The sequence below is a fragment of the uncultured Muriicola sp. genome, from assembly GCF_947258935.1.
Classification (GTDB): Bacteria; Bacteroidota; Bacteroidia; order Flavobacteriales; family Flavobacteriaceae; genus Muriicola.
This window is the reverse complement of sequence record NZ_CAMYKH010000001.1, coordinates 50753-75314: the sequence shown is the minus strand read 5'-3', so window position 1 is coordinate 75314 and position 24562 is coordinate 50753. Positions and strand designations below refer to the sequence as shown.

Below are 24562 nucleotides of genomic sequence, written 5' to 3'. Positions count from 1 at the left end.
TAGTTAGAGACCGTAAGTGATAGCCAAAAAAAGCCATGCCACCATCTTTATAAAGGACCTTCCCAAGAATGTCTTTGCCGGTTTTGTGGTGTCTTTAATAGCGCTTCCTTTGGGATTGGGACTGGCACTGGCAAGCGAGGCTCCCCCTATTGCCGGTATTATACCAGCTGTGGTTGGAGGGGTGATCGTTGCTGTTCTGGGTGGATCACATGTCACCATAACAGGTCCTGGAAATGGACTTGTGATCGTACTTTTAGGGGCTATAACTACCCTGGGGGGCGGTGATCTTTATCAGGGGTATCTGTTTACGCTTGCTGCGGTTGTTTTCTCCGGTATTTTAATGATGCTGCTGGGCTTTCTAAGAATGGGGCGTCTGGCCGATTTTTTTCCTGCCTCTGCCATTCAGGGCATGTTAGCGGCCATTGGGATTGGGATCCTTGCCAAACAATTTCATATAATGATAGGCAATAATAATGAGGCCGGGAACATCTTAAGCCTTTTATTGCAAATCCCTGCTGGCTTAATTGCTTTGTGGGAAACAGATAGTCTAAGTGTGCTGTCTGCAGCCGTCATTGGTTTTTTGAGTTTGTTCATCATGGCATTCTATGCTAAAATTCGGAATCGAATTGTACAATTGATCCCTGCCCCTATGTGGATACTTATCCTTTCCATAGGATTTAATTACTTCTGTTCATGGACCGGTATTACCTATCCCATAGATGATAAATTTTTGATCCCCATCCCTGATAATGTTATTTCCTCTCTGGTATTTCCAGATTTTGGTAAGGTGTTGGAGGTGCCATTTGTGATTGCCGTTTTTGCGATCACGCTTATAGCCAGCATTGAATCCCTGCTTAGCATAAAAGCAGTAGATAAATTAGATCCGGGTAACAGACATTCTAACGTAAATAAGGATCTAAAGGCCCTTGGCCTTGCAACCACCATCAGTGGTTTTATCGGGGGGCTCAATGTAGTTACGGTAATTGCCAGAAGCTCTGTAAACGTTAATACAGGAGCCACTAACCGGTCTGCAAACTTCTTCCATGCTGTGTTCCTGGTTGCCTTTGTTTTGATCTTTCAGGAGCAGCTCAGGAAGATACCGCTTTCTGCCCTTGCCGCTATCTTAGTGTATACCGGCTATAAATTGGCAACACCTTCAGCTATCAAAAAAATAGCCAGTATTGGCAAGGAGCAAATCATCATTTTCTTCGCCACCGTACTAGCCACCCTAACAACTAATCTAATTACGGGTATTGCAGTAGGTATTCTTGTTACCTTTATTATTCATATCCTGATCAATAAAAGCATTCTTCTTTTTATTACACATCTCTTTAAACCCAATATCCTCATGTTTCGGGAAGCGGATGGGGGTAATTATTTTGTAAGCGTAAAACACTTCTGCAGCTTTATGAATTACTATAAACTGAAAAATAAGTTGGATGTCATTTCTGAAAATGAGGAAGTGGTGGTCGATTTTTCCATGTGTAGTTTTGTAGATCATACGGTGTTGGAAGGCTTAGAAAATTACCGTGAGATCTTTGATCTTAAAGGAGGGCATATTGAGCTTATAGGATTAGATAAGCACGAAACAGATTCGGTGCATCCTTTCGCCATTCGTAAAATAATTCCGCTTAGAGCCCTGAAGCCCATTGAACGATATTTTACAAGTAGGCAAGAAGATCTAAAAGAGGCGGCTAAAGATTTTAAATGGAAATATGTTCCCAAAAAAAAGAAGGATACCCACTTTCTGAGAAACTTTGTCTTCTTTAATTCTCGTAATATTCCCTTTTGCTACAATCAGCTTAAGGACGAAAAAAATAAGATCGGTGTATTTGATGTGGAATTTACCGAAGGGGAGTTTATTGCCAAAGAGGTCATAAAGGCTACCGTTATGCATATTCCACTTTCCTTTAATTTACCTGTCTTTACCCTGGATAAAGAAGGATTACTCGGACTCTTGTACAACCTCTCCGGTTTTGATGATATAGAGATCTCCAATCACCCCGACTTTAACAAGCGCTTTCGTTTAAGTGGCGAAGATCAGCCTGCTATTTCCCGCTTATTTACGGACGAACTCGTACTTTTTCTGGAAAGCAATCCGTATTATCATGTAGAGTCTAATGGGAGTGCCTTGCTGATCCTTAAAAAGGAACGCTTGCTCAGTGTAAAAGAAATTAAAGGAATGATCTACTTTGGTAAACAGCTTCAAAAATTACTTCAAACGGAGCAAAATGCTCAATGATTTGTTAAAATACAGGGGTAAAAGGAGTTATCGACGGGTCTTTTATTAATTTGCGCGCTGTTTCTCATCCTCATGAAGTTATATCCAATAGAATCCGGGAATTTTAAATTAGACGGAGGTGCTATGTTTGGGGTGGTGCCGAAATCCTTATGGAACAGGACCAACCCTGCAGATGTTAACAACATGATAGATATCGCAGCAAGATGTCTCCTTCTTGAAGATGGCAACCGTCTTATCCTGATAGATACCGGGATGGGGAACAAACAGTCCGACAAATTTTTTAGCTATTACTACCGTTGGGGAAACCATAGCCTTGATGCTTCGCTTAAAAAAGCAGGTTTTCACAGAGATGATATTACGGATGTGTTTATGACCCACCTGCATTTTGACCATTGTGGAGGAAGTGTACAGTGGAATGACACCCAAACAGGATACGAACCAGCATTTAAGAATGCAGTATTTTGGACCAATGAGCCTCATTGGAAATGGGCCATCAATCCCAACAAGAGGGAAAAAGCATCTTTCTTAAAAGAGAACCTCTTGCCCATGGAAGAAAGTGGTCAGTTAAAGTTTATCACACGCCCCGAATTCCCATTTATGAATAGCGCTGAGCTGGGATTCGACATCTTATTTGTAGATGGGCATACAGACAAACAAATGATCCCACATATTCAATACAAGGGAAAAACATTGGTCTTTATGGCCGATCTGCTTCCTACTGTTGGCCATATACCATTGCCCTATGTAATGGGCTACGATACACGGCCGCTACTAACACTTTCAGAAAAGGAGATCTTTCTGAAAAATGCCGCCGACAACAACTTTTATTTGATTCTGGAGCACGATGCTCATAATGAGATATGCACCCTTCAACATACTGATAAAGGGATCCGTCTCCTAAAAACCCACACCTTTGATGAACTCTTTTCGTAAGCTGTTTTTCTTCGCAATAGCGGTAACTAACCTTAATTTTTTTCCTGTGTATGCGTTTCAAAGTACAGATCTTGTTGCGGAACATAGCTTTACAGAAGGGATAGAAGGACCTGCTGTCAATAGAGCCGGAGACTTATTTGCCGTGAATTTCAAGGAACAGGGTACCATAGGAAAGGTAGATCAGAAAGGGAATGGCGAAGTGTTTATAACGCTTCCTGAAGGGAGTATAGGAAATGGCATACGCTTTGATAAAGATCAGAACATGTTTGTTGCAGATTATGCGGGCCATAAGGTGTATAGGTTAAAAAATGGGTCAAAGACTTTGGAGGTTTGGGCAGAAGATTCAACCATGAATCAACCCAATGACCTGGCCATAAGCGATGCCGGTTTTATTTACCTGAGCGATCCAAATTGGTCAGCGAGCACGGGTAATATTTGGATGGTGACTCCTTCCAGGGAAGTGCGCTTATTGGAAGCCAATATGGGCACCACAAATGGAATAGAGGTAAGTCCTAATGGGAAGTTGTTGTATGTAAATGAATCTGTTCAAAGGAAGGTATGGAAATACGACATTCTAAAAGATGGTACAATTTCCAATAAAAGACTTTTCTTCTCTTTTGAGGATTACGGGATGGATGGAATGCGATGTGATAAGAAAGGAAACCTGTACATCGCACGTTATGACAAAGGCACTGTAGTGATGATCTCGCGGAAAGGGAAACTGCGTAAAGAGATCTTATTACAAGGAAAAAAGCCTTCCAACATTGCGTTTGGGGGAAAAGATGGCCGGGACGGATATGTCACCATGGCCGACAGGGGATGTATTGAAGTTATCCGGATACCCCATCCGGGAAGTTATTACAGTAAAGTTCATAAATAAGGAAGACGATGATTTTAAGAATGCGCGTAATTACCGGACTAGTAAGTGCTGGTTTGTTACTGGTAGGATGTGGGAGCACAAATATTGTATCTACCCCAATTGAGAATATAGATGCCATTTCTTTAAAGGTATCGCCCTTAACAGAAGCACAGAAAAAAAATTGGGGACACGCAGATCTGCTTACAGACACTATTCCCGGAATGAGTGTTGACAAGGCCTATGAAGAGATCATTGGGAAGAAAAAAGGTGATATAGTGATCGTTGCCGTTTTAGATGCAGGTATGGATCTTGAACATGAGGATCTGGACGATGTGATCTGGACAAATCCGGGTGAAAAATCAGGCAACGGCATTGATGATGACAACAATGGCTACATAGATGATGTACATGGGTACAATTTCCTCGGAGAATCTTATAATGAGCAACACGAATTTGCCAGGATATTAAGATTAAAACTTGGGGATGAAGCGCTGCGCGCCAGGGCACAAAAAAAACTGGATAAAGAAGTAAAGGAGGCAAAAGAAACCAAACAGATCATCCTAAATAACAAGCAGCAAACAAAGCAGATCCTCGATATTGTAAAGGAATCTCATCTCGCTATCACAAAACATTTGGGAAAAGAAGCCTATACCAAAGAAGAGGTGGCAGCAATATCTACTACAGATCCGAATCTGCAACGCAGTATAAATGTTATTCAGCAGATGTTAAATTACGGAGACAGTATTCCGGAGATAATAGAACTTATTGAGGCCGATATGGCTCATTTTGAAGAAGGACTGGCAATTTATTCTGAAAAACTAGACTACCATCTGAATGTTGGTTTTAATGGAAGGAAAGAGGTAGGCGATGATCCGTATGACTTTTCAGATACCAAGTACGGGGATGGGAATCCTATGTACCGGAATAAAGATGAAAGTCATGGCACCCACGTGGCCGGAATTATTGCTGCCGAACGAAACAATGGCATTGGTGTAAATGGGGTGGCTAACAATGTGGCCATAATGAGCATACGTGCAGTGCCCAATGGTGATGAATACGATAAAGACGTGGCCCGGGGAATTCGCTATGCCGTTGATAATGGCGCCAGGATCATCAATTGCAGTTTTGGCAAATCCTTTTCTCCTAATTCGGAATGGGTGTACGATGCCATTAAATACGCTGCCGGCAATGATGTCCTTATTGTGCATGCGGCAGGAAATGAAGGTGATGACCTGGATAGCTTTCAAAATCCTAATTTTCCAAATGACCATAAGTATAGCGGTTCAGAATATGCGGACAATGTGATTACAGTAGGAGCAATAGATGAATCTTATGGTTCAGAAATGGTATCCTCATTTTCAAATTACGGAGCAAATAATGTGGATGTGTTTGCCCCCGGAGGCAATATCTATTCTTCTATACCTGCGAGTAAATATAAGTTTCAGGGAGGTACTTCCATGGCGGCACCAGCCGTTAGTGGGGTGGCTGCACTCATCAGGTCTTATTACCCAAATTTAAGTGCCCCTGAAGTAAAAAATATCCTGATGGACTCCGGGCTAAGCACCAAAATGCAGGTGGTGGTAGCAGGGGATCCGTCCAGGGCCAAACCATTCGATCAGCTTTCACGATCCGGAAAAATGGTAAACGCCTATAATGCCCTTATCATGGCCAAAAACATATCAGAGAATAAAAATAAATTACCGTAGTATGAGCAGGAGCAAGAAATTTTTACCAGTATTTTTCTTTCTAGTAATATCCGGAATATTTGGGTATTCCCAGGGAAATACCGCCTATTGGCAACAGGAAGTAGATTATACCATGAAAGTGAATATGGATGTTGAAACCTACAGGTATAGCGGGGATCAGACCCTGGTATACACCAACAATTCCCCTGACCCCTTAACCCGGGTTTATTATCATATGTATTTCAATGCCTTTCAGCCGGGTAGTGAAATGGACATTCACCTGCAAAATATGTCGGATCCCGATAATAGAATGATTGTAGAGGGGAAAAGCAGAATTGCTGATCTAAGTCCTGCCGAAATAGGATTCCTAAGGGCATCTTCCCTATCGCAAGACGGGAAAGAGGTTTCTTATAATCTGGAGGGAACTATTTTGGTGGTTTCCTTAGATCACCCTATTGAGCCGGGTGCTTCTTCTACCTTTACAATGTCCTTTGAAGGGCAGGTGCCACTTCAGATCAGACGTTCTGGCCGGGATAATAAAGAAGGAATAGCACTGTCTATGAGCCAATGGTATCCCAAAATGGCTGAATATGATTTTGAAGGCTGGCATGCAGATCCGTATATCGCCAGAGAGTTCCATGGCGTATGGGGAGATTTCGACGTCTCTATTACCCTGGATAAGCGCTATACAGTAGGGGGTACAGGCTATTTGCAAAATCCGGATGAGATAGGTCATGGATATGAAACACCAGGAACCAGGGTAAAGAGGGTGAGGGGCAAAACCCTTACCTGGCATTTTAAAGCCCCAATGGTGCACGACTTTATGTGGGCTGCAGATCCTGAATACATACATGACACCCTGCCAATGGAGAATGGCCCCACCCTCCATTTCTTTTATAAGAACAAGCCGGAGATACTTGAGAATTGGAAGAATTTACAACCAAAGACCGCAGAGGCCATGCGATTCTTTAGTGAGAATGTTGGCCCCTACCCTTATAAACAATACTCTGTAGTTCAGGGCGGTGATGGTGGCATGGAATACGCAATGAGTACCCTTATAACAGGAGAGCGAACATTTGAAAGCCTGGTGGGTGTTATGGTCCATGAATTGGCACATTCCTGGTTTCAGCATATTTTGGCAACGAACGAAGCCAAGCATGAATGGATGGATGAAGGTTTCACTTCTTTTATCTCCAGTCTCTGTATGAATATAGTGATGAACCAGCAGAAGTCTAATCCCTTTGAAGATTCCTATAACGGGTATTATTCTTTGGTGCTTTCTGGGAAGGAGCAGCCTCAAACTACGCATGCAGATAGGTATGCTTTCAACTCTGCCTATGGCAATTCTGCCTATAGTAAGGGCGCGGTTTTTCTTGCCCAACTTGGGTATGTCATCGGACAAGATAAATTAATGGCAACGCTGCAGAAATATTACGAAGATTTTAAATTTAAGCATCCCACACCCAACGATATTAAGCGTACGGCAGAAAAAGTATCGGGGATGGATCTAGACTGGTATCTAACAGACTGGACACAAACCACAAATACCATTGATTATGGGATCAAAGAAGTGATTGAGAATGGGGGTGGCACAGAAATAAAATTAGAACGTATTGGGCTAATGCCAATGCCGATCGATGTTTTGGTAGTCTATAATGATGGAACTCAGGAAACCTTCTATGCACCATTACAAATGATGCGGGGAGAGAAGGAAAATCCTTATGGGAAAATAGCCAGAACTGTATTGCCAGACTGGGCATGGTCTTACCCATCCTATACCTTTAGGATAGAGCAGCCAGTAGCTACTATTAAGGCCATTGTTCTTGATCCTTCTCAACTGATGGCCGATGTCCATATAGAGAATAACATCTGGTTGCCAACTCAAAATTAGAAAGGCACATATCTGGGCTATTTAGAACCAGGGGCTGTCCTTATACATTTCATTCTTGGCCACCTTTTCGCGGTTGTTAATCACGAGATGGGTCTGATCTATCTTTCTACTACGAAATCCGAGCAGGTGAAAAATAGCCTTGCTATAGAAGCGAGCTACTTTAAGGTTCACTAGCAATTGTTTTTTTGAGGAATCTCTCCAGGATACCCCTGGTAATATGGTTAGAAGATGATCTGCTTTAACCTTTCTAAGTGAAGCAGACATATTCAGGATCCATTTTGGAATCCGTTTTATTATGAAATATCCTTCTGCCCCCAGAGGTTGATAGAGGGGCATAAAAAGTATGCTCTTTTTTTCTGCATAAACGGGCTCATCATTGTAATGGGCCAATAAAGTGCCTTTCTCAATGATTTGAAAACTTTGGAAAGCCGGTTCCATTTTAAATGAATCCTCAGGAGTAATAGCAAAACGCTTCCTGATCTCATAGAAATTCATGTTGTTGGCAGAAGAGGATTTTAGTTCCTTAAAATAAGAATCGAAAGCAGGAACTGTTTCTTTTGGGATCGCCCCGGAATAGACCATAGTTAACCAGAAAAAGGCGATACTGTTGGTACGTGCCTCCTCAGTAGCATGTTGCCCGGATTCAAAACCCAATGTAACATACCCAAATTCATTTATATAACTCAGCAAAGGGCCTTCAAGATATTCTTCAATCCCGAGAATTATAGGAACAGGGAAGAGGCGGGCAAACTTCCTGTTGATCATGGCGTCGTTGATCGTTATAAAAGGTAGTGTTTTACTGGAAGTTGTATGAAAGTCGATAAAATAGAAAGGCTCATGATGCGTGTCAAATAGATTATTTATCAAAACAAGTAATTCGTACAGCTCCTTTTCCTCATGCGTACGATCTTCCTCCTTACTTTCTTTAATACGCTCAATCTCCTTTTTGAGCCATAGCCTATTCAGGTCTTTTTGTAGAAAGCGGCGCTTCTGTAAAATGGCAGGTATATTTCCTAATATCCCATAGACACTTCCCTTTACAGTAACTGATTTTTTATTCAGGGTTTTAAATACGTGCTCAAGGGCTTGGACGCCGGAAGGTTCGTTTCCGTGTATTCCTCCAAAAAATACCAAAATAGGGCCCGGTTCAGAACCTTGAAAATGCCCAATGATCCTGTTTTTAACTTTTTTGGGGGCTACTAATAGATCTTTCATCAATTAAAGATCATTGTTGGTAATAATGCCTATCAATTTTTTTTCCTTTACGACCGGGAGGCAATTTATTTTATTCTCTTTCATGACTCTTTTGGCCTCATCCAACAGCATGTCTTGATCTGCCGTTATAAGTTTTGTTTTCATAATGTTCCGAATACTTTGTAGTTTAAGATCGGGGTTGTTAATGTAGTGTTCAACATCTACCCAGCTGAGCAGGCCAACAAGGTTCAAATCATCATCTAATATAGGGGTGTGATGAATATTTTTCCAACGCATCATTTTAAGTACCAGGGCGGCACTGTCTATGTCCTGCGCGGTAATGGTCTTGCTATTCATCCTATCCCCTACTGTTACTTGTTTCTTTGGAATTTTGTACTCATCGCCACGAGATAGCTGCCAGGCATCTATTGTATATCTTTTTTCTTGTCTTTCATACATGGTGGCCACCATGATCTTTAATGCTTCGGGTGCCTTATAATTTTTTAGAAGTTTTCTGTATGATTTGATCATCCATCTGGAACCTGTATGGGAGCGAATTCTTTTTTCGATAATAGACAGGTAGTGCTCAGCGTCCTGGGGCTCTATATTCATACTGTACAGGCCTCTGAAAGCCATTGGTAAGAAATGGTCTAACAAAAGTTCCTGGCTGCTAATCAGTTTTCCATCCCAGTGAAATTGGGCGCCCATGCCATATCTGGCAGCATTGAAAAAATTGCCTTTTGCATCCTTAAAATCCATTTTAGTATGGATGTCGTCATATGCCTTGGGTCTGCCATGCATAATACCTACCCAGAACATCATATTGGCGATCTCATCTTCTGTCGTTGGTCCAGACGGCATATACCTGTTTTCGATACGAACATGGGGTTGGTTGTCAGTAATTCCATAACACAGTCTGTTCCATCTGTAAGTAGTGCCATTATGAACTGATAATGCCCTTAACTTTGGGATCTTTCCTTTATTGAGTTGGGTTAGACTATCAGTTTCAAAAGATGTGGTGACCAGGCTTCTGAAATTAATGATGGAGTCCTTATAGAAATCGGCTATAGTGCCGTTAACCCAGTTGCTCCCAAAACTTACCCGGGATTCTTTTTCATTCAATATAAACGTGCTGCTACGTGTGTCCACGCTTTGAGTAAACAATGCTATCCTGGTTTCTTCCCAAAGTTCTTTCCCCAGTAATAATGGAGAATTAGTACAAATAGAAAGAACGGGGCCTGCAATTGCCTGCGCCCAATTATACATATTCGCGAAATTGGCCGGATCTATCTGTAAATGTGCCTGAAAACTGGTGTTACAGCCCTCATAGAGGATGGTATCATGATGCAGGTTTACTTCATCTACCCCTTTGATATGTAGCTCAATATCCTCTTTCCGGATAGATTTGATGGCCTCATTGAGCACTTTATACCGCTCAATAGGTGTCATATAACTGTATACCAGATACTTGTAGGTAATTGTTGGTAAGATACCCGTAAGGATCACCTTTGCATTGTGTTTTTCAGCAGCCGTCTTGGCCTTTGACAGTAATTTGTTTAACTCTTTATGAAGTTTTGAAAAACAACGATCCCCTAGTTTTAAGGCGTCGAGGTTTATTTCTAGATTATATTTGTTGATCTCGGAGGTAAAGTGATCATCGTCAATCTCCTTTAATATCTCAACTCCAAGATCTGATGGGTCCCAAAACTCATTCACAAGACAAAACTCTTGTTCTGCTCCTATATGTATGGGGGTTGTTTGAAACATCCCCTTTTCTAACATCATATCAAGGGCTTCAATGTCTTTTAACAAATGATTGATGTAGATTGTTTTTTCTTCCGCGTTGTTAATCTTTTTTACTATTTTTTCTCCCATGGTATTACTTGTATCCTTTACGAGATTATGAGGCACAAGATACTCTCTTGTGTTCCTCTAAAATATGATAATTATCATTACTTCCCGTCAAGCTAATTCTTGTTACTTTTATAGTCTTATGAGCTTTAAGTTCCCCAAAGAAGAAAAATTAAAAAGTGAAAAGCAAATAAAGGCGATCTTTGAAAAAGGCTCGTCTATTACCGCTTATCCGTTAAAGTTGGTCTATTTGGGATCTTCTAATGCGAGTACAAAAATTCAGGTGGCAGTGACCGTTCCTAAAAAGAATTTCAGGAGTGCGGTGCACAGAAATAGAATAAAACGACTCTTGCGCGAAAGCTACAGACTTCACAAACACCTTATTTTTAACAAAATTGAAGGAAGCTATGCCTGTATGTTTTTATACCTTGGGAAGGAAATACCTTCTTTTAGTGAGATTGAAGGATCAATGATCAAAATATTAGAAAAATTTCTAAAACGAGTGAATGATGAAGAAGTTGATACATAAAAGGGTGCTATTTCTTGCCCTGGCAATTGTTGTGTTTATCTCTGCCAGTGGTTTCAAGACAGATTTCTTTGAAATTGCCAAACAGATAGAGATTTTCACAACTCTTTTCAAAGAGTTGAATATGAATTATGTGGATGAGACAAATCCAGCTGAATTGATGGATACTGCAATAAAGAATATGTTGGATGATCTTGACCCCTATACCAAGTTTTTAAATGAACAGGACGTTGAATCGTATCGTATCAATAACACCGGGGAGTATTCAGGAATTGGCGCACTTGTTAGGTCGTATGAGGATAGGTTAGTGATCATTGAGCCTTATAAAGATTACCCTGCTGATAAGGCCGGACTTAAAGCAGGAGACGTACTAATCTCTATTGGAGATATTGCCATCAAAGATTTTAAGGACGATGCCAGTGAGCTCTTAAAAGGTGCAAACAATACCGTGGTGAATGTCTCCTATGAGCGCCAGGGTAAAACCTACGAGGCCAAGATTGAGAGGGAGGCCATTGAAGTAGATGCTGTGCCTTATTATAAGATGGTTGATGAAGAAACGGGCTATATTGTCCTTTCCAGATTTAATAAAAAAGCCTCTTCCCAAACAAAGGCTGCCATGCTGGAGCTTAAAGCTAATGGGGCTCAAAAACTGATACTTGATCTGCGTGGGAATCCCGGCGGCTTACTTTCAGAAGCTATCAACGTAACCAACTTATTTATCCCCAAAGGAACATTGGTGGTCACTACAAAGTCGAAAGTAAAAAAATTCAATTCAGAATATAAAACGCGAAACAAGGCGGTAGATGAAGAAATTCCTTTAGTTGTTTTGGTAGACGGCAGAAGTGCCTCTGCCAGTGAGATCGTTTCAGGAAGTTTACAGGATCTGGACAGGGCTGTAATTATTGGCGCCCGGAGTTTTGGCAAAGGATTGGTGCAGCGCCCACTAAAACTAACTTATGGAACCCAATTAAAAGTAACCATATCCAGATATTACACCCCTTCCGGAAGGTGTATTCAGTCGCTCGATTACTGGAACCGGGATAAAGCCGGAAATGCTGTACGCACTACCGAGTTCAGTGATTTTACTACCAGGAATGGACGAAAAGTACAGGATGGAGGAGGCGTTATGCCCGATGTAGAGATAAAGTCCCTGAAAAGCAACGACTTGGTTTCCGCCTTGCTCAACAATAGTGTGATCTTCGATTTTGCCACTAACTATCACTATTCACACCCCATGCCTGAAATTGATCAGTTTTCATTTACTCAATCCGACTTTGACGCATTCAAGAATTTCGTCTCTAAAACTGAATTTACTTTTGAGACTAAAACTGAGAAGGCTTTAAAAGAAGCACTTTTAAGTCAGGGTGATGGACTATTGGGTCCTGAGGTAATTGAAGATTCTAAAAGGCTTCTGAGCACCATCAGCAAAAGTAAAGGCGAGGCGTTAGACACCTATGAGAGTGAAATCCAAAAACAACTGGAAGACGAGATCATTAAACGATATTTTTACAGGGAAGGTCTTTATGATTACTACTTAATTAGCGACTCCGCCATTGTGACGGCTAATGCATTGTTAAAGGACCGTTCGAAGTACGATGCCCTTTTAAAATTATAAAGTTTCTTCTGGGATATCGATAAGCTTTTTACTTGCGCATTTTTCGCTTTCAGGCGATAGTACTGGTAATACTTTTTTTAGAGCATTGCGATTGATTTATACCCCTATTATCATACATTTGCGGCTTTAAAAATATATTCAATATGACCAGTAAATACAATAAATGGCATCATCCTTATACTCCTGCTGCAAAATATAGCAAGAGAATTGCTTATTTCAGTATGGAATTTGGTATCCACCAGGCCCTGAAGATATATTCCGGAGGATTGGGATTCCTGGCCGGATCTCATATGCGCTCAGCTTTTGAGTATAAACAAAATATGATCGGGATCGGGATGTTATGGAAATATGGGTATTACGATCAGGGGAGAAACAAAGATCAGACATTACAGACCCAATTCATTGAAAAACAGTACAGTTTCCTCGAGGATTCTGGTCATGAAATAGATGTGCAGCTCTTTGATAATGCCCACGTAAAGGTTAGAGCCATGGTCCTGAAGCCGGAAATTTTCGGCACCGTACCAATGTATTTTCTTACTACAGATGTAGATGGCAACGATGATTTATCCAGGTCCATTACAAACAACCTTTATGATGCAACAGAATTAACGCGCATTTGCCAAAGTATCGTATTGGGTATTGGGGGGGCGAAGTTGGTGGAGGTCTTAGGAGGTGCAGACATTTATCACCTCAACGAAGGACATGCGCTTCCCGCTTTTTATCACTTGAGAAACAAAGGCTTTACCAAGGATAAGATGGTTTTCACTACTCATACTCCAGAAAAAGCAGGGAATGTAGAGCGTGATGCCAAAGCGCTGAATGAAAGCGGATTTTTTGGACGGACCTTATCTGCTGAAGAACTTCAGAAAGAAACCGGAAATAACGATAAATTAAACTATACCATTGCGGCTCTTAGAATGGCCAAAAAAACAAACGCGGTATCTAAGCTTCACGCTAAGGTAGCACGCGATATGTGGAAGGATCATAAGGGAGGTGCATCTATCTATCCTATCACCAATGCCCAAAATCAAAAGTTTTGGCAAGACGAGAGTATTAAAAAATCCTGGCTGTCTAAAAATAGCAGTACGTATAAAAAAAGGAAGGTGGTCCTTAAAAAGGAACTCTTTGATGAGGTCCTTTACCAAACAGGTAAAATATTTGATCCAAACGTCCTGACAGTTGTCTGGGCGCGCAGATTTGCTGAATACAAAAGGGCCGATCTATTGTTAAGAGACATGGAGCGCCTTGAAAGATTGTTACATAATACAAAATACCCTATACAGATCATTTGGGCCGGGAAGCCCTATCCCTTAGATTTTAATGCCATTGATGTCTTTAATAAATTAGTACATTTTACCAAATTTCGATCTAATGTAGCTGTTTTAACGGGCTATGAAATGACCCTTTCCAAGAAGCTAAAAATGGGTTCTGATGTCTGGTTAAACACCCCAAGAATTACAAGAGAGGCCTCCGGTACCAGCGGGATGACAGCTGCAATGAATGGTTCTGTAAACCTTTCAATAAATGATGGGTGGATACCTGAGTTTGCTAAAGATGGTAAAAATTGTTTTGTGCTCCCAGAGGCAGATTACAGGTCTCCTGTATGGGAACAGGACGATTTTGACAGTAACAATCTTTATGAAGTATTAGAAAACAAGGTGTTGCCAACATACTACGAAGATCCTAAGCAATGGCAAGACATTGTTTTTAATGGGATAGATGGGGTAATACCTGCATTCACCAGCCAACGGATGACCAAAGAATACTACGATACTTTGTATGTATAACTGCTCTGTGTAAGGAACATGGTTGAAGCCTCATAGAATTCCTGTTTATGGGTTAACTTTAAGGCTATAAAATCATATAATTATGTTTTGTCTTGGGTCTATAAGGAGTGTGATGCTTTGGTTTCTGTGTGCATTGTTCTTGTTTTCGTGCAAGGACATCCCTAATTCACTATCTGATGTCTCAGAAAATAAGAAGTCAGCACCTATAGGATCTTCTGTGAAACTCGTTATTTTAGGAACTGTTCAGGACGCAGGGTCGCCACAAATAGCATGCGAAAAGGACTGTTGTAAAGACCTCCAAAAATATCCTGACAATACAAGAAATGTTGTGGCCCTTGGATTGGTAGATGGCGTGCATAAAAAGAGCTATCTCATTGAGGCAACGCCCAATATTGGCCTGCAGCTTAACCACTTGAATGAGTTAGCCTCTTTTCCTTCTAAACCGCTTCCGGATGGCGTTTTCCTGACACATGCCCATATTGGGCATTATACCGGATTGATGTATTTTGGAAAGGAATCGCTCAATTCAGAAAAATTACCGGTATTTGTTATGCCACAAATGAGTTCTTTCCTTACTCAAAACGGACCATGGGGTCAATTGGTTTCCAATGATAATATTGTGTTGAAGGCATTGGAGGCCAATAAAGGAATAAAATTGTCATCATCTTTAACTGTTACTCCCTTCCTGGTGCCACACAGGGATGAGTATTCAGAAACGGTGGGGTTTCTTATAGAAGGGCCCGATAAAAAGGTGCTTTTTATTCCGGATATCGATAAATGGGCACGATGGGAGAAGAGCATCGTACGGGCCATCTCAGAAGTTGATTATGCCTTTATAGATGCCACATTCTATGATGAGAAAGAAATAAATAACCGTGATATTTCTGAAATTCCACACCCTTTTGTAATTGAGAGCATGGCGCTATTCAATGATCTTACCTCCGCTGAGAAAGGAAAGATATACTTTACTCATTTCAACCATACCAATCCCCTTCTTACTCCTGAAAGTGAAGAATACAAGGATGTAGTTTCAAAAGGATTTCATGTAGCGTCTTTCCTTGAGGAATTTGAATTATAACCATGGATCTTGTCTTAAAAGAACATATAGAAAATGCTCTTAATTCTGATGTAATAAATGCTACTCCTGTTTCTGGGGGAGATATTTCACAGGCCTATAAAATTGTCACCAAAACCGATCGCTTTTTTTGTAAATATCATCCCGGTACAACTGGCTTTCTAATGCTGAAGTCAGAAAAAGAAGGTTTAGAAGCTATCTCGGCAACAGCAACTATAAAAGTTCCCCGGGTCTGTCACCTGGGATCTTTAAAAAAAGGTGGTGTCCTTCTGATAGAATACATAGAAGCCAAATCGCCCAGCGATAAGGATATGGCGTGTTTAGGAAGGGGCTTGGCAGCACTTCATAAGGTGAGTTCTCATTCTTTTGGGTGGAATTCGGATAACTATATAGGAAGCCTTGATCAAAAGAATGCTCCAAAAACTACCTGGCCTATTTTCTATGTGGAAAACAGGCTGCTTCCACAACTAGTTTTGGCAGTAGAACGTGGGCGACTTAGCAAAGATGAGGTGCCGGAAAGATCTGTATTACTCAAGAGTATTACAAAGCATTGTAAGGTAGACAAGCCTTCATTGATCCATGGCGATCTCTGGGGAGGAAATTATTTGATAGACAAACAGGGCGTTCCTGTTCTTATTGACCCTGGCATAAGTTATGCTGATCCTGGAATGGACCTTGCTATGAGCAAGTTATTCGGGGGATTTTCATCCTCTTTTTATGATGCGTACGCAGAAAGCTTCCCTTCACCCATGCCTGTTAAGGCTGTGATAGAACTATATCAATTGTATTATTTATTGGTACACCTCAATCTTTTTGGGGAATCATATGCTCCGGCTGTCAGGAGTATTTTAAAGCAATACTTTTAGGGATTCTCTTCGCCCCGAATAGCCAATACCTCTTTTTTCTTAACTTTAAAAAGGAAACAACAAAATAGAGCCTGGAATACTATGTCAAATAAAAACACCATAAAAGTGCTGGTTGTTGGTTGTGGTCATATGGGTACAAGTCACGCCAGGGCTTATCAACAGTTATCGGAATTTGAAATCGTCGGATTGGTTAGCAGATCTCCCAAAAGTAGGGATGCCTTATCCGAATTACTAGGTGGGCTTCCAACTTTCGAAGAGTATGCATTGGCCCTGAAAAACACCCGGCCAGACGCAGTTTCTATTAATACTTATCCCGATACGCATTTCAACTATGTAAAAATGGCCCTGGAGGCAGGGGCCCATGTATTTGTAGAAAAACCACTGGCCCTCACGGTAGAAAAAGCGGAGGAATTGGTGGCTTTGGCCAACAAATTAAAAAAGAAGCTTGTGGTGGGGTATATACTTAGGGTGCATCCGGCATGGACTAAATTTATAGCTATCGCGCACACCCTGGGTAAGCCTTTAGTTATGCGTATGAATCTAAATCAGCAAAGTTCCGGGCCACAGTGGTACACACATCAACAGCTAATGAAGTCTATGTCCCCTATTGTTGACTGTGGGGTGCATTATGTAGATGTAATGTGCTTAATGACCAGATCCCAACCCGTCAGTGTTTCCGCCATAGGCGCCCGCTTAAGCAATGAGATCGATGAAAAAATGTACAATTATGGTCATTTGCAGGTGCGTTTTGAAGATGGTTCCGTGGGATGGTATGAGGCTGGCTGGGGGCCTATGATGAGTGAAACAGCCTTCTTCGTTAAAGATGTTATAGGTCCGGAGGGTTGTGTTTCTATAATAGATGAAAACAAAGGAGCTTCGGACGACGTTGAAGGTCATACTAAAACAGGGGGGTTGAAAATCCATTATAGTGCTCTTGATAAAAATGGAAGTTTTAAGAAAAGTGATGAGTTAATCTCAACGGAAGAAGAGCCAGATCACGATGGATTGTGCTTTCTGGAACAGCAATATTTTTTAAAATCTATTCTGGAAGATATAGATCTTAGCTCTCATTTACGAGATGCGGTAAATAGTTTGCGTGTGGTGCTGGCAGCAGACACCTCTGTTAGGACAGGTAAAACGGTGTTACTGAACTAGATAGAATTTAATATTATGATACTCTTAACGCCCTGTTAATCAGCCCTCTAAAATTGGCAAGGATAGAAATTTTTTGTATCTTGCTAGAATGGTAAAATCAGAAAAGAAAGAGCACGCAGCGTTTATTATAAAATCAGTTCATCACCTGGAAGCGAGAGGCTTCGACAAGATCAGAGTAGATCTGGATGGGTATGATAAACCAAAATCTTTCCTTAGAAAGCGTGATGGTACTAACGTTACTCCGGATATTGTAGCCAACAAAGATGGGAAGCGTTACTTTTTTGAGATCAGCTTAAAAACAGATGAGCCACAATTATTAAAAACAAAATGGGTGTTTCTGGATGCGCTAAGCAGAATGAAGTCGGACTCTTTTCGAATTATTACTACCAAAGGGCATTATAAGTTTACAGATAGTGTGCTGGAGGAAATCAATCTCAGTAATAAAACTCCTATAAAGATCTAGATTCTCCTTTTAGAGATACTTAAAATAGCCGCTGTTCCTTCACTGATCGGTCTTTCTGATCATTTTAATATGGGGTATGTCGTCCTCCAAATACTCCTCCCCTTGTTCAAAAAAACCTAATTCACGATAGAATTTTGTCAGATATACCTGTGCAGATAGTTCTATCTGTTCTTCCTTCCATTTTGTATCTATAAACGCTATTGTGGCAAGCATGATCTGCTTTCCATAGCCGTGTTTTCTTTTATCTTTTGATACAACCACCCTGCCAATACTTGGGTATTCAAAATAATCGCCCGCTTTAAATACTCTGGTGTAAGCACAAAGCTTTCCATTTACAGTGCCTAAAATGTGCACTGCTTTAAAGTCTAAACCATCGATATCCTGATATACACAATCTTGTTCCACAACAAAAACCTGACTGCGCAATTGCAATAGATCATATAAGTCCTCTTTGGTAAGTTCGCTGTATGTTTTGATCTCGATCTTCATATATCTAATCCTGTACAATGATCTGATCCGAATCGCATTTGCCGTATTCGGGTTGAATGTTCACATGATTGATCCCGAAATAGTGATATGCCTTGTCTTCGATCTGGTCTAACACCTTGTCAAACTCTTGCAGGCTAATATTCTTATTAAAGTCCACATGGGCCTCTAAATGTATTTCCTGTTCATTAAGTTGCCATATATGAACGTGGTGTATATTCTTTATAGGGGGTATGGCGCCCAGAACACTTACTATTTCTTCCACTTTAATGGCTTCGGGTGTAAACAACATTAACACCTTGGTGGAGGCCTTTAAGAGATCGTACCCCATATAAATAAGGTAAAGTCCGATAACGATAGTCAGCAATGGGTCTATCCAATATATTTCATAGAATTTCATAAGAAGTCCGCCCGCAAGCACCGCTACGGAGGCCAACATATCTGTTAATAAGTGCAGATATGCAGATTTCATATTCATATTGTGATCCGCATCTTTTTTCAGAAGTAAAACGCTAATTCCGTTAGCTAAGATCCCTAAAGCAGCGAGCCAAATAACTATAGTAGATTCTATGGTCACTGGATCAAAAAAACGTTCAATGGCTTCTTTTATCAAAATAACGGCTATAACCATTAAGGTGGCAGAATTGACAAACGCCGCCATAATTTCTGCTCTTTTATAACCAAAGGTTCTCTTTACAGAAGCTTGTTTTCTGGTAAATCGGGTTGCGGCATAGCTTATAATCAGTGATAGTACATCACTAAAATTATGCAAAGCATCGGATAGGAGGGCTAAACTTCCGGAAACAATACCTCCAATTACCTGAGCAATGGTGATAGCGATGTTTAATATAATTGATATGAGGAGATTCTTTCCTTTAAGATCGTGATGATGATGAGAGTGAGAATGCGCCATTCAATAGAACAGAGGTTAAAGGCCTCTATATTTTGTTAATGTTATGAACAGGCAATTTTTTCTATTCGCCTTTCGTGACGCCCTCCTTCAAAAGAAGTGTTTAAAAAGGTCTTTACCATATCTAGTGCCTGGTGCAATGATATAAACCTTGCGGGGAGGCTAAGTATGTTAGCATCATTATGTGCTCTCGCTAATTCCGTAATTTCCTTGTTCCAACATAGTGCGGCGCGTATTTTTTGATGTTTATTAGCAGTCATAGAAGCCCCATTTCCGCTCCCGCATATAATAATTCCGAAATCTGCTGATCCATTTTCAACATCATTCGCTACCGGGTGCACAAAATCTGGATAATCAACACTATCTGAACTGTCTGTGCCGTGGTTAATTATCTCTATATTCATGGATTTTAACAAGCCAATCACAGCAAGTTTATACTCTGTACCTGCATGATCGTTCCCTATAGTAATTTTCATATCTCAATACTTTATTATTATACTAAGGTACAAATCCTGTTATTATTTAAGCCTTTAATACTTGTTAACAATATTAAATTATGGTTATGTTTAAAACATTGATAATCAATACATTTAAATTAAGTTGGATTGTTTATAGTCTATAGATAAGAGTTCATTTCTATTTTGTTTAGATCTAACTAAATACTCTATTGGCGATTTTATATTTATAACACAAAAAATATCTTTAAAAGTTGATATCATCTTATCCACTTAAAATAAGGAGGAGTTAACATAAATAAGAGTAAAACTTTTAAACTATTTATTGTTCATTCTACTTATGAACAACTTTTAACAACTGGCTTAAGTAGCTGATATATATAAGAATCAATTTTATATAACTTCTAATAAACTTTAAAACCTGTTCACTGCAATAAAATACACTAAATCTTATCCTACAAGTTAACACCCTATCATAACCACCATTTTATTTTAAATATTTAATAAAAAGAAATAGTATAATGTTATATATGTTAACAAATAGATAAAGGCTGTTTAAAGTGGTTATAGTAGAGGAAGCAGTGGATTATAATTCGTAATTTTCCACCCAAATTAAAAAATGAATGTCGAAGAAAAAGAAAAGGACTAATAATCACAGGAAAAATGAGATTACGAGAGGGATTTTTCAGGTATTAGAAAATGAGTCTAACAAGAGTTTTAATTACAAGCAAATAGCATCTAAACTAAATATAAGTGATACTGAAGGAAGAAATATATTAATAAAAAGATTAGGGCAATTACACGCTAAAGACAGGATCAAAGAAGTAGAAAAAGGTAAATATACCTCACTTCAGGAAAAAGCTATTCACGAAGGCAAAATTGAAATAACCGCCAGGGGAAATGCGTATGTTGTTGTAGAGGGCTTGGATGATGATATTTTTGTTTCATCCAATAAGGTAAACAGAGCTTTTAATGGGGATAGAGTTGAGGTTATGTTAAGACCTTCCAGAAGTTCAAATAAATTGGAAGGGGAAGTTGTAGCAGTCCTTGAAAGAAAGAAAAATAATTTTGTAGGTATTCTTGAATTAAATAAATCTTTTGCTTTTGTAAAACCCACGGATCATAAGATGTATACAGACATCTTTGTTCCTATAGATTTAATTGGGAAAGCAAAAAATGGAGAGAAAGTAATTGTGGAAGTACTATCCTGGGAGAAAGATGCTGATTCTCCTACAGGGAAGGTAGTAGAAGTACTTGGTTTACCCGGACTACACAATACAGAGATACACGCTATCCTTGCAGAATACGGACTACCTTATACTTTTCCAAAAGAAGTAGAACAAGTTGCTAATACCTTAGATACTTCTATTAAAGAAGCTGAGATATTAAAAAGAAGGGATATGCGAGATGTGCTTACCTTCACTATTGACCCAAAAGACGCTAAGGATTTTGATGATGCTTTATCTTTTAAAAAGCTTCAAAATGGGAATTATGAGATTGGGATACATATTGCAGATGTTTCATTTTATGTAACTCCAGATACTTTGTTAGATGAAGAGGCATATGAAAGAGCTACCTCTGTATATTTAGTAGATAGGGTAGTTCCTATGTTGCCAGAGATCTTATCTAATAATGCTTGTTCTTTACGACCTAAGGAGGATAAATACACCTTTTCTGCAGTTTTTGAAATAAACGAACAAACACAAGTAATAAATGAATGGTTTGGACGTACTGCTATCCATTCTAATGAACGTTTCGCTTATGAGGAGGCTCAATATATAATAGAGAACAACACCAATTCTATTGATACATCTGTTTCTATCAGAGGAAAAGCATACAGTGTATCAGATGAAATAAAAGAGGCGGTCCTCACATTAAATAGGTTATCTAAAATTATGCGTGAAAAACGCATGAACGCCGGGGCTATCTCTTTTGATAAATTAGAAGTTAAGTTTAATTTAAATAAGGAGAATGTTCCGGTAAGTGTCTATTTTAAAGAAGCTAAAGATGCTAATAAGCTTATTGAGGAATTTATGTTATTGGCTAACAGAAAAGTAGCTGCATTTATTGGAAAACAACGCCCTGAAAAGACATTTGTGTATCGTGTTCACGATGAACCAAGTGAAGATAAGTTAATGGCTTTAAATGGCATCATTTCCAAATTTGGACACAAATTAAATTTTCATAACAAGAAGACCATCAGTGAATCTTTAAATAAATTACTGGAGGATGTAAAAGGGAATAAAGAACAAAACCTGGTAGACACTCTTGCTATTAGAAGTATGAGTAAAGCCATTTATACTACGGATAATATTGGTCATTATGGCCTGGCGTTTGATTACTACACCCACTTTACTTCTCCTATTAGAAGATATCCGGATGTTATGGTACACAGACTGCTTCAACATTATTTAGACGGTGGTAAATCCCCTAAAGCAGCGTCTGTTGAAGAAAAGTGTAAACACTCTTCTGATATGGAGTATTTAGCCTCGAGCGCTGAGCGCGATTCCATAAAATACATGCAGATCAAATTTATGCAAGATCACCAGGACAAGGAGTTCGTGGGTGTTATTTCCGGTGTCACTGAATGGGGTATCTATGTGGAGATCATTGAGAATAAATGCGAAGGAATGGTAAGGATCCGTGATATAAAAGATGATTATTATACCTTTGATGAACGGCAGTATGCTCTTGTTGGGGAACGAAGAAAGAAAATATATCAATTAGGAGACGAAGTAAGGGTTATGGTAAAGAACACAGATCTGGTTAAAAGACACCTGGATTTTAGTCTTCTTGGAAAAGCGACGTAACTTTTAACACATTTTATCGTTCTATACAAGACATCTTAAAGAACAATTCATGAAAAGGTATATTTTATTACTTTTTGTTTGTGCAGGGACCTGGTCTTTGCAATCCCAGGAAGGAAAAGTATCTCAAAACCTGAGTAGTTTTAAAGAGCTTAAGGTTTTTGACGGACTATCCGTGAATTTGATTCGCTCAGACAAAAACCAGGCAGTGATCACGGGTGCTAATACTTCTAAAGTAGCCATCGTCAATACTGACGGAGTGCTGAAGATACGAATGGAAATTGGGAAGCTTTTTAGCGGATACAGAACTTTTATAGACCTGCATTACACCCAAGACCTCGTTATTATAGATGTCAATGAAGACGCGAGAATCACAACCAAAGAGACCTTAAAACAAGATATCGTAGAACTCAAAGCACAGGAAGGTGGGGAGATCAACATACAAGCACAGGTAGAACAACTATTAATTAAATCGGTCACGGGAGGAGTTATAAATGCTACCGGTACCTCAGACAATCAGGATGTGCAAATAAATACCGGAGGAGTTTATAAAGGCAAGGACCTCAGAACAAAATTTACCACGGTAAATGTAAATGCCGGGTCTAGTGCAGAGATCTACGCTACTTCCTATGTAAAAGTAAGTGTGAAAGCTGGAGGCACTGTCTATGTTTATGGAGATCCGGATAAAATGGAAGAAAAAACGGTCTTTGGTGGTAAAATAGAGCGAATGTAAATATAGTACAGATGATCGAAGATATACAAGCGGCTATTCCTCTTGGATTTTTCTTAAGCTTTATGATTGGCCCGGTATTTTTTGTGCTGTTAGAGACCAGCGCCATCAAAGGATTTAGAGCCGGACTTGTATTTGACGCCGGAGTGATCATAGCCGATATTATTTTCCTTATCATAGCCTATTTCAGTAGTTTTCAGTTACTTGAGAATTTAAGCAACCAACCAGGACTTTTTGTATTTGGAGGAGCTATTTTATTGGTATATGCCATCACCATCCTTTTTAGTAAGGCGCCCATAAATGACAAAACCAACGTTCAAACCAGTAAAACAGGATATTTAGGTCTCTTTATAAAAGGATTCTTACTCAATTTCATCAATATTGGTGTATTGGTTTTTTGGCTGGGTGTGATTATTGTGGTAGGCCCCAGCCTAAACAATGACCCCGATAGAATATTGGTCTTCTTCTCCGCAATGCTCTCTGCATATCTGATCACAGACATCTTTAAAATTTTATTGGCTAAACAATTAAGGCGCAAGCTCACTTTACGAAGAATTTTTTTAGTAAAAAAAGCGCTGGGGATTATATTAGCAATTTGCGGATTAGTGTTGATCGTAAAAGGATTTCTTCCAAAAGACAAGCTCAACATAGAAAAAGGGATAGAACTTATCCGGGAAGCAGAAGGCAAACAGCAATACTAAAAATAAAAAACCCTAACCTGTTAAGGTCAGGGAAATCCAGAGGCATCGAGCGGATTCGAACCGCTGTACAAGCTTTTGCAGAGCTGCGCCTAGCCACTCGGCCACGATGCCATTACAAAGCAGCAAATTTACAAAATTAAGATGGAAACATCACGCAAAAAAAAGCCCCTAATAACTTAGAGGCGTATTATTTATGTGTGGAAAAGTAGAGGCACCGGGTGGACTCGAACCACCATAAAAGCTGTTGCGCAGCCTTGTCTATCCAATTCAACCACAGTGCCGTGTAGTTTAAAATCACTGATTCAAAGAACAAATATAAAAGCTCATTAGC

Annotated in this window: 20 protein-coding genes and 2 tRNA genes; 15 read left to right on the top strand and 7 right to left on the bottom strand. The window is 39.8% G+C overall.

Annotated features, from left to right (window positions below; all coding sequences use genetic code 11):
- The first annotated feature begins 16 nt into the window (after window positions 1-16).
- The 5 genes from Q0X72_RS00255 (at window position 17) to Q0X72_RS00235 (ending at window position 7610) form a co-directional block, all read left to right on the top strand.
- A complete protein-coding gene (locus Q0X72_RS00255) occupies window positions 17-2242 on the top strand; it encodes a SulP family inorganic anion transporter (protein ID WP_297760285.1) in 2226 nt (741 codons plus the stop codon).
- Window positions 2243-2314: 72 nt separating this feature from the next.
- Window positions 2315-3175: an MBL fold metallo-hydrolase gene (locus Q0X72_RS00250; protein WP_297760283.1), complete on the top strand. Its 861-nt coding sequence runs from the start codon at window positions 2315-2317 to the stop codon at window positions 3173-3175.
- Window positions 3159-4055 carry an SMP-30/gluconolactonase/LRE family protein gene (locus tag Q0X72_RS00245; RefSeq protein ID WP_297760280.1) on the top strand — a complete coding sequence of 299 codons (897 nt, stop codon included), beginning with the start codon at window positions 3159-3161 and terminating at the stop codon, window positions 4053-4055. Before Q0X72_RS00250 ends, Q0X72_RS00245 begins: the two co-directional genes overlap by 17 nt.
- A gap of 8 nt (window positions 4056-4063) precedes the next feature.
- Window positions 4064-5740 carry a S8 family peptidase gene (locus Q0X72_RS00240; protein WP_297760277.1) on the top strand — a complete coding sequence of 559 codons (1677 nt, stop codon included), beginning with the start codon at window positions 4064-4066 and terminating at the stop codon, window positions 5738-5740.
- Between the two features lies 1 nt (window position 5741).
- Complete coding sequence (locus tag Q0X72_RS00235) at window positions 5742-7610, top strand: M1 family metallopeptidase (protein WP_297760274.1); 1869 nt, start codon at window positions 5742-5744, stop codon at window positions 7608-7610.
- Window positions 7611-7631: 21 nt separating this feature from the next.
- On the opposite strand, the gene Q0X72_RS00230 is transcribed toward Q0X72_RS00235, so the two are convergent.
- Together Q0X72_RS00230 and Q0X72_RS00225 are read right to left on the bottom strand one after the other, a co-directional pair.
- On the bottom strand, window positions 7632-8825 hold the full coding sequence (locus tag Q0X72_RS00230) for a succinylglutamate desuccinylase/aspartoacylase family protein (RefSeq protein ID WP_297760271.1): 1194 nt from the start codon (window positions 8823-8825) through the stop codon (window positions 7632-7634).
- Window positions 8826-8828: 3 nt separating this feature from the next.
- A complete protein-coding gene (locus Q0X72_RS00225) occupies window positions 8829-10715 on the bottom strand; it encodes a CBS domain-containing protein (protein ID WP_297760268.1) in 1887 nt (628 codons plus the stop codon).
- A gap of 82 nt (window positions 10716-10797) precedes the next feature.
- On the opposite strand from Q0X72_RS00225, the gene rnpA reads away from it, so the two are divergent.
- The 7 genes from rnpA (at window position 10798) to Q0X72_RS00190 (ending at window position 18142) form a co-directional block, all read left to right on the top strand.
- Window positions 10798-11184, top strand: a complete 387-nt coding sequence (rnpA, locus tag Q0X72_RS00220; RefSeq protein WP_297760265.1) for a ribonuclease P protein component — start codon at window positions 10798-10800, stop codon at window positions 11182-11184.
- Window positions 11165-12796 carry a S41 family peptidase gene (locus Q0X72_RS00215; RefSeq protein WP_297760288.1) on the top strand — a complete coding sequence of 544 codons (1632 nt, stop codon included), beginning with the start codon at window positions 11165-11167 and terminating at the stop codon, window positions 12794-12796. Before rnpA ends, Q0X72_RS00215 begins: the two co-directional genes overlap by 20 nt.
- Window positions 12797-12939: 143 nt before the next feature.
- Window positions 12940-14583: an alpha-glucan family phosphorylase gene (glgP, locus tag Q0X72_RS00210; protein ID WP_297760262.1), complete on the top strand. Its 1644-nt coding sequence runs from the start codon at window positions 12940-12942 to the stop codon at window positions 14581-14583.
- 112 nt (window positions 14584-14695) lie between these two features.
- Complete coding sequence (locus Q0X72_RS00205; RefSeq protein ID WP_297760259.1) at window positions 14696-15661, top strand: MBL fold metallo-hydrolase; 966 nt, start codon at window positions 14696-14698, stop codon at window positions 15659-15661.
- Between the two features lie 2 nt (window positions 15662-15663).
- On the top strand, window positions 15664-16524 hold the full coding sequence (locus Q0X72_RS00200) for a fructosamine kinase family protein (protein WP_297760256.1): 861 nt from the start codon (window positions 15664-15666) through the stop codon (window positions 16522-16524).
- Window positions 16525-16605: 81 nt separating this feature from the next.
- Window positions 16606-17679, top strand: a complete 1074-nt coding sequence (locus Q0X72_RS00195; protein ID WP_297760253.1) for a Gfo/Idh/MocA family oxidoreductase — start codon at window positions 16606-16608, stop codon at window positions 17677-17679.
- An 88-nt stretch (window positions 17680-17767) separates the two neighbouring features.
- Entirely contained in the window at window positions 17768-18142 is a 375-nt protein-coding gene (locus Q0X72_RS00190; protein ID WP_297760250.1) for a hypothetical protein, read from the top strand.
- A 39-nt stretch (window positions 18143-18181) separates the two neighbouring features.
- Here the strand turns inward: Q0X72_RS00190 and Q0X72_RS00185 are convergent, their stop codons facing one another.
- From Q0X72_RS00185 to rpiB, 3 genes are read right to left on the bottom strand one after another with little or no spacing between them, the layout of a single operon-like run.
- Entirely contained in the window at window positions 18182-18631 is a 450-nt protein-coding gene (locus tag Q0X72_RS00185) for a GNAT family N-acetyltransferase (RefSeq protein ID WP_297760247.1), read from the bottom strand.
- Between the two features lie 4 nt (window positions 18632-18635).
- Window positions 18636-19541, bottom strand: a complete 906-nt coding sequence (locus Q0X72_RS00180) for a cation diffusion facilitator family transporter (RefSeq protein WP_297760243.1) — start codon at window positions 19539-19541, stop codon at window positions 18636-18638.
- Window positions 19542-19582: 41 nt separating this feature from the next.
- Window positions 19583-20014, bottom strand: a complete 432-nt coding sequence (rpiB, locus tag Q0X72_RS00175) for a ribose 5-phosphate isomerase B (RefSeq protein ID WP_297760240.1) — start codon at window positions 20012-20014, stop codon at window positions 19583-19585.
- 602 nt (window positions 20015-20616) lie between these two features.
- Here rpiB and rnr point away from each other — a divergent pair.
- The 3 genes from rnr to Q0X72_RS00160 are packed head-to-tail and all read left to right on the top strand — an operon-like array spanning window position 20617 to window position 24231.
- Window positions 20617-22803 (top strand): ribonuclease R, encoded by a 2187-nt coding sequence (gene rnr / locus Q0X72_RS00170; RefSeq protein WP_297760238.1) that lies wholly within the window; start codon window positions 20617-20619, stop codon window positions 22801-22803.
- Window positions 22804-22852: 49 nt separating this feature from the next.
- Window positions 22853-23533: a head GIN domain-containing protein gene (locus Q0X72_RS00165; protein ID WP_297760235.1), complete on the top strand. Its 681-nt coding sequence runs from the start codon at window positions 22853-22855 to the stop codon at window positions 23531-23533.
- Window positions 23534-23544: 11 nt separating this feature from the next.
- Window positions 23545-24231: a LysE family transporter gene (locus tag Q0X72_RS00160; protein WP_297760233.1), complete on the top strand. Its 687-nt coding sequence runs from the start codon at window positions 23545-23547 to the stop codon at window positions 24229-24231.
- A gap of 40 nt (window positions 24232-24271) precedes the next feature.
- Here Q0X72_RS00160 and Q0X72_RS00155 read toward each other — a convergent pair.
- Window positions 24272-24342 (bottom strand) — tRNA-Cys (locus Q0X72_RS00155).
- Between the two features lie 98 nt (window positions 24343-24440).
- Window positions 24441-24512 (bottom strand) — tRNA-Cys (locus tag Q0X72_RS00150).
- Window positions 24513-24562: the final 50 nt, after the last annotated feature.

Excerpts from the sequence above, each read along its gene's own strand:
- Q0X72_RS00250 (WP_297760283.1), top strand. The coding sequence starts at position 2,315 with ATGAAGTTATATCCAATAGAATCCGGGAATTTTAAATTAGACGGAGGT.
- Q0X72_RS00245 (WP_297760280.1), top strand. The coding sequence starts at position 3,159 with ATGAACTCTTTTCGTAAGCTGTTTTTCTTCGCAATAGCGGTAACTAAC.
- Q0X72_RS00240 (WP_297760277.1), top strand. The coding sequence starts at position 4,064 with ATGATTTTAAGAATGCGCGTAATTACCGGACTAGTAAGTGCTGGTTTG.
- Q0X72_RS00235 (WP_297760274.1), top strand. The coding sequence starts at position 5,742 with ATGAGCAGGAGCAAGAAATTTTTACCAGTATTTTTCTTTCTAGTAATA.
- Q0X72_RS00230 (WP_297760271.1), bottom strand. The coding sequence starts at position 8,825 with ATGAAAGATCTATTAGTAGCCCCCAAAAAAGTTAAAAACAGGATCATT.
- rnpA (WP_297760265.1), top strand. The coding sequence starts at position 10,798 with ATGAGCTTTAAGTTCCCCAAAGAAGAAAAATTAAAAAGTGAAAAGCAA.
- Q0X72_RS00215 (WP_297760288.1), top strand. The coding sequence starts at position 11,165 with ATGAAGAAGTTGATACATAAAAGGGTGCTATTTCTTGCCCTGGCAATT.
- glgP (WP_297760262.1), top strand. The coding sequence starts at position 12,940 with ATGACCAGTAAATACAATAAATGGCATCATCCTTATACTCCTGCTGCA.
- Q0X72_RS00205 (WP_297760259.1), top strand. The coding sequence starts at position 14,696 with ATGCTTTGGTTTCTGTGTGCATTGTTCTTGTTTTCGTGCAAGGACATC.
- Q0X72_RS00200 (WP_297760256.1), top strand. The coding sequence starts at position 15,664 with ATGGATCTTGTCTTAAAAGAACATATAGAAAATGCTCTTAATTCTGAT.
- Q0X72_RS00195 (WP_297760253.1), top strand. The coding sequence starts at position 16,606 with ATGTCAAATAAAAACACCATAAAAGTGCTGGTTGTTGGTTGTGGTCAT.
- Q0X72_RS00190 (WP_297760250.1), top strand. The coding sequence starts at position 17,768 with ATGGTAAAATCAGAAAAGAAAGAGCACGCAGCGTTTATTATAAAATCA.
- Q0X72_RS00185 (WP_297760247.1), bottom strand. The coding sequence starts at position 18,631 with ATGAAGATCGAGATCAAAACATACAGCGAACTTACCAAAGAGGACTTA.
- Q0X72_RS00180 (WP_297760243.1), bottom strand. The coding sequence starts at position 19,541 with ATGGCGCATTCTCACTCTCATCATCATCACGATCTTAAAGGAAAGAAT.
- rpiB (WP_297760240.1), bottom strand. The coding sequence starts at position 20,014 with ATGAAAATTACTATAGGGAACGATCATGCAGGTACAGAGTATAAACTT.
- rnr (WP_297760238.1), top strand. The coding sequence starts at position 20,617 with ATGTCGAAGAAAAAGAAAAGGACTAATAATCACAGGAAAAATGAGATT.
- Q0X72_RS00165 (WP_297760235.1), top strand. The coding sequence starts at position 22,853 with ATGAAAAGGTATATTTTATTACTTTTTGTTTGTGCAGGGACCTGGTCT.
- Q0X72_RS00160 (WP_297760233.1), top strand. The coding sequence starts at position 23,545 with ATGATCGAAGATATACAAGCGGCTATTCCTCTTGGATTTTTCTTAAGC.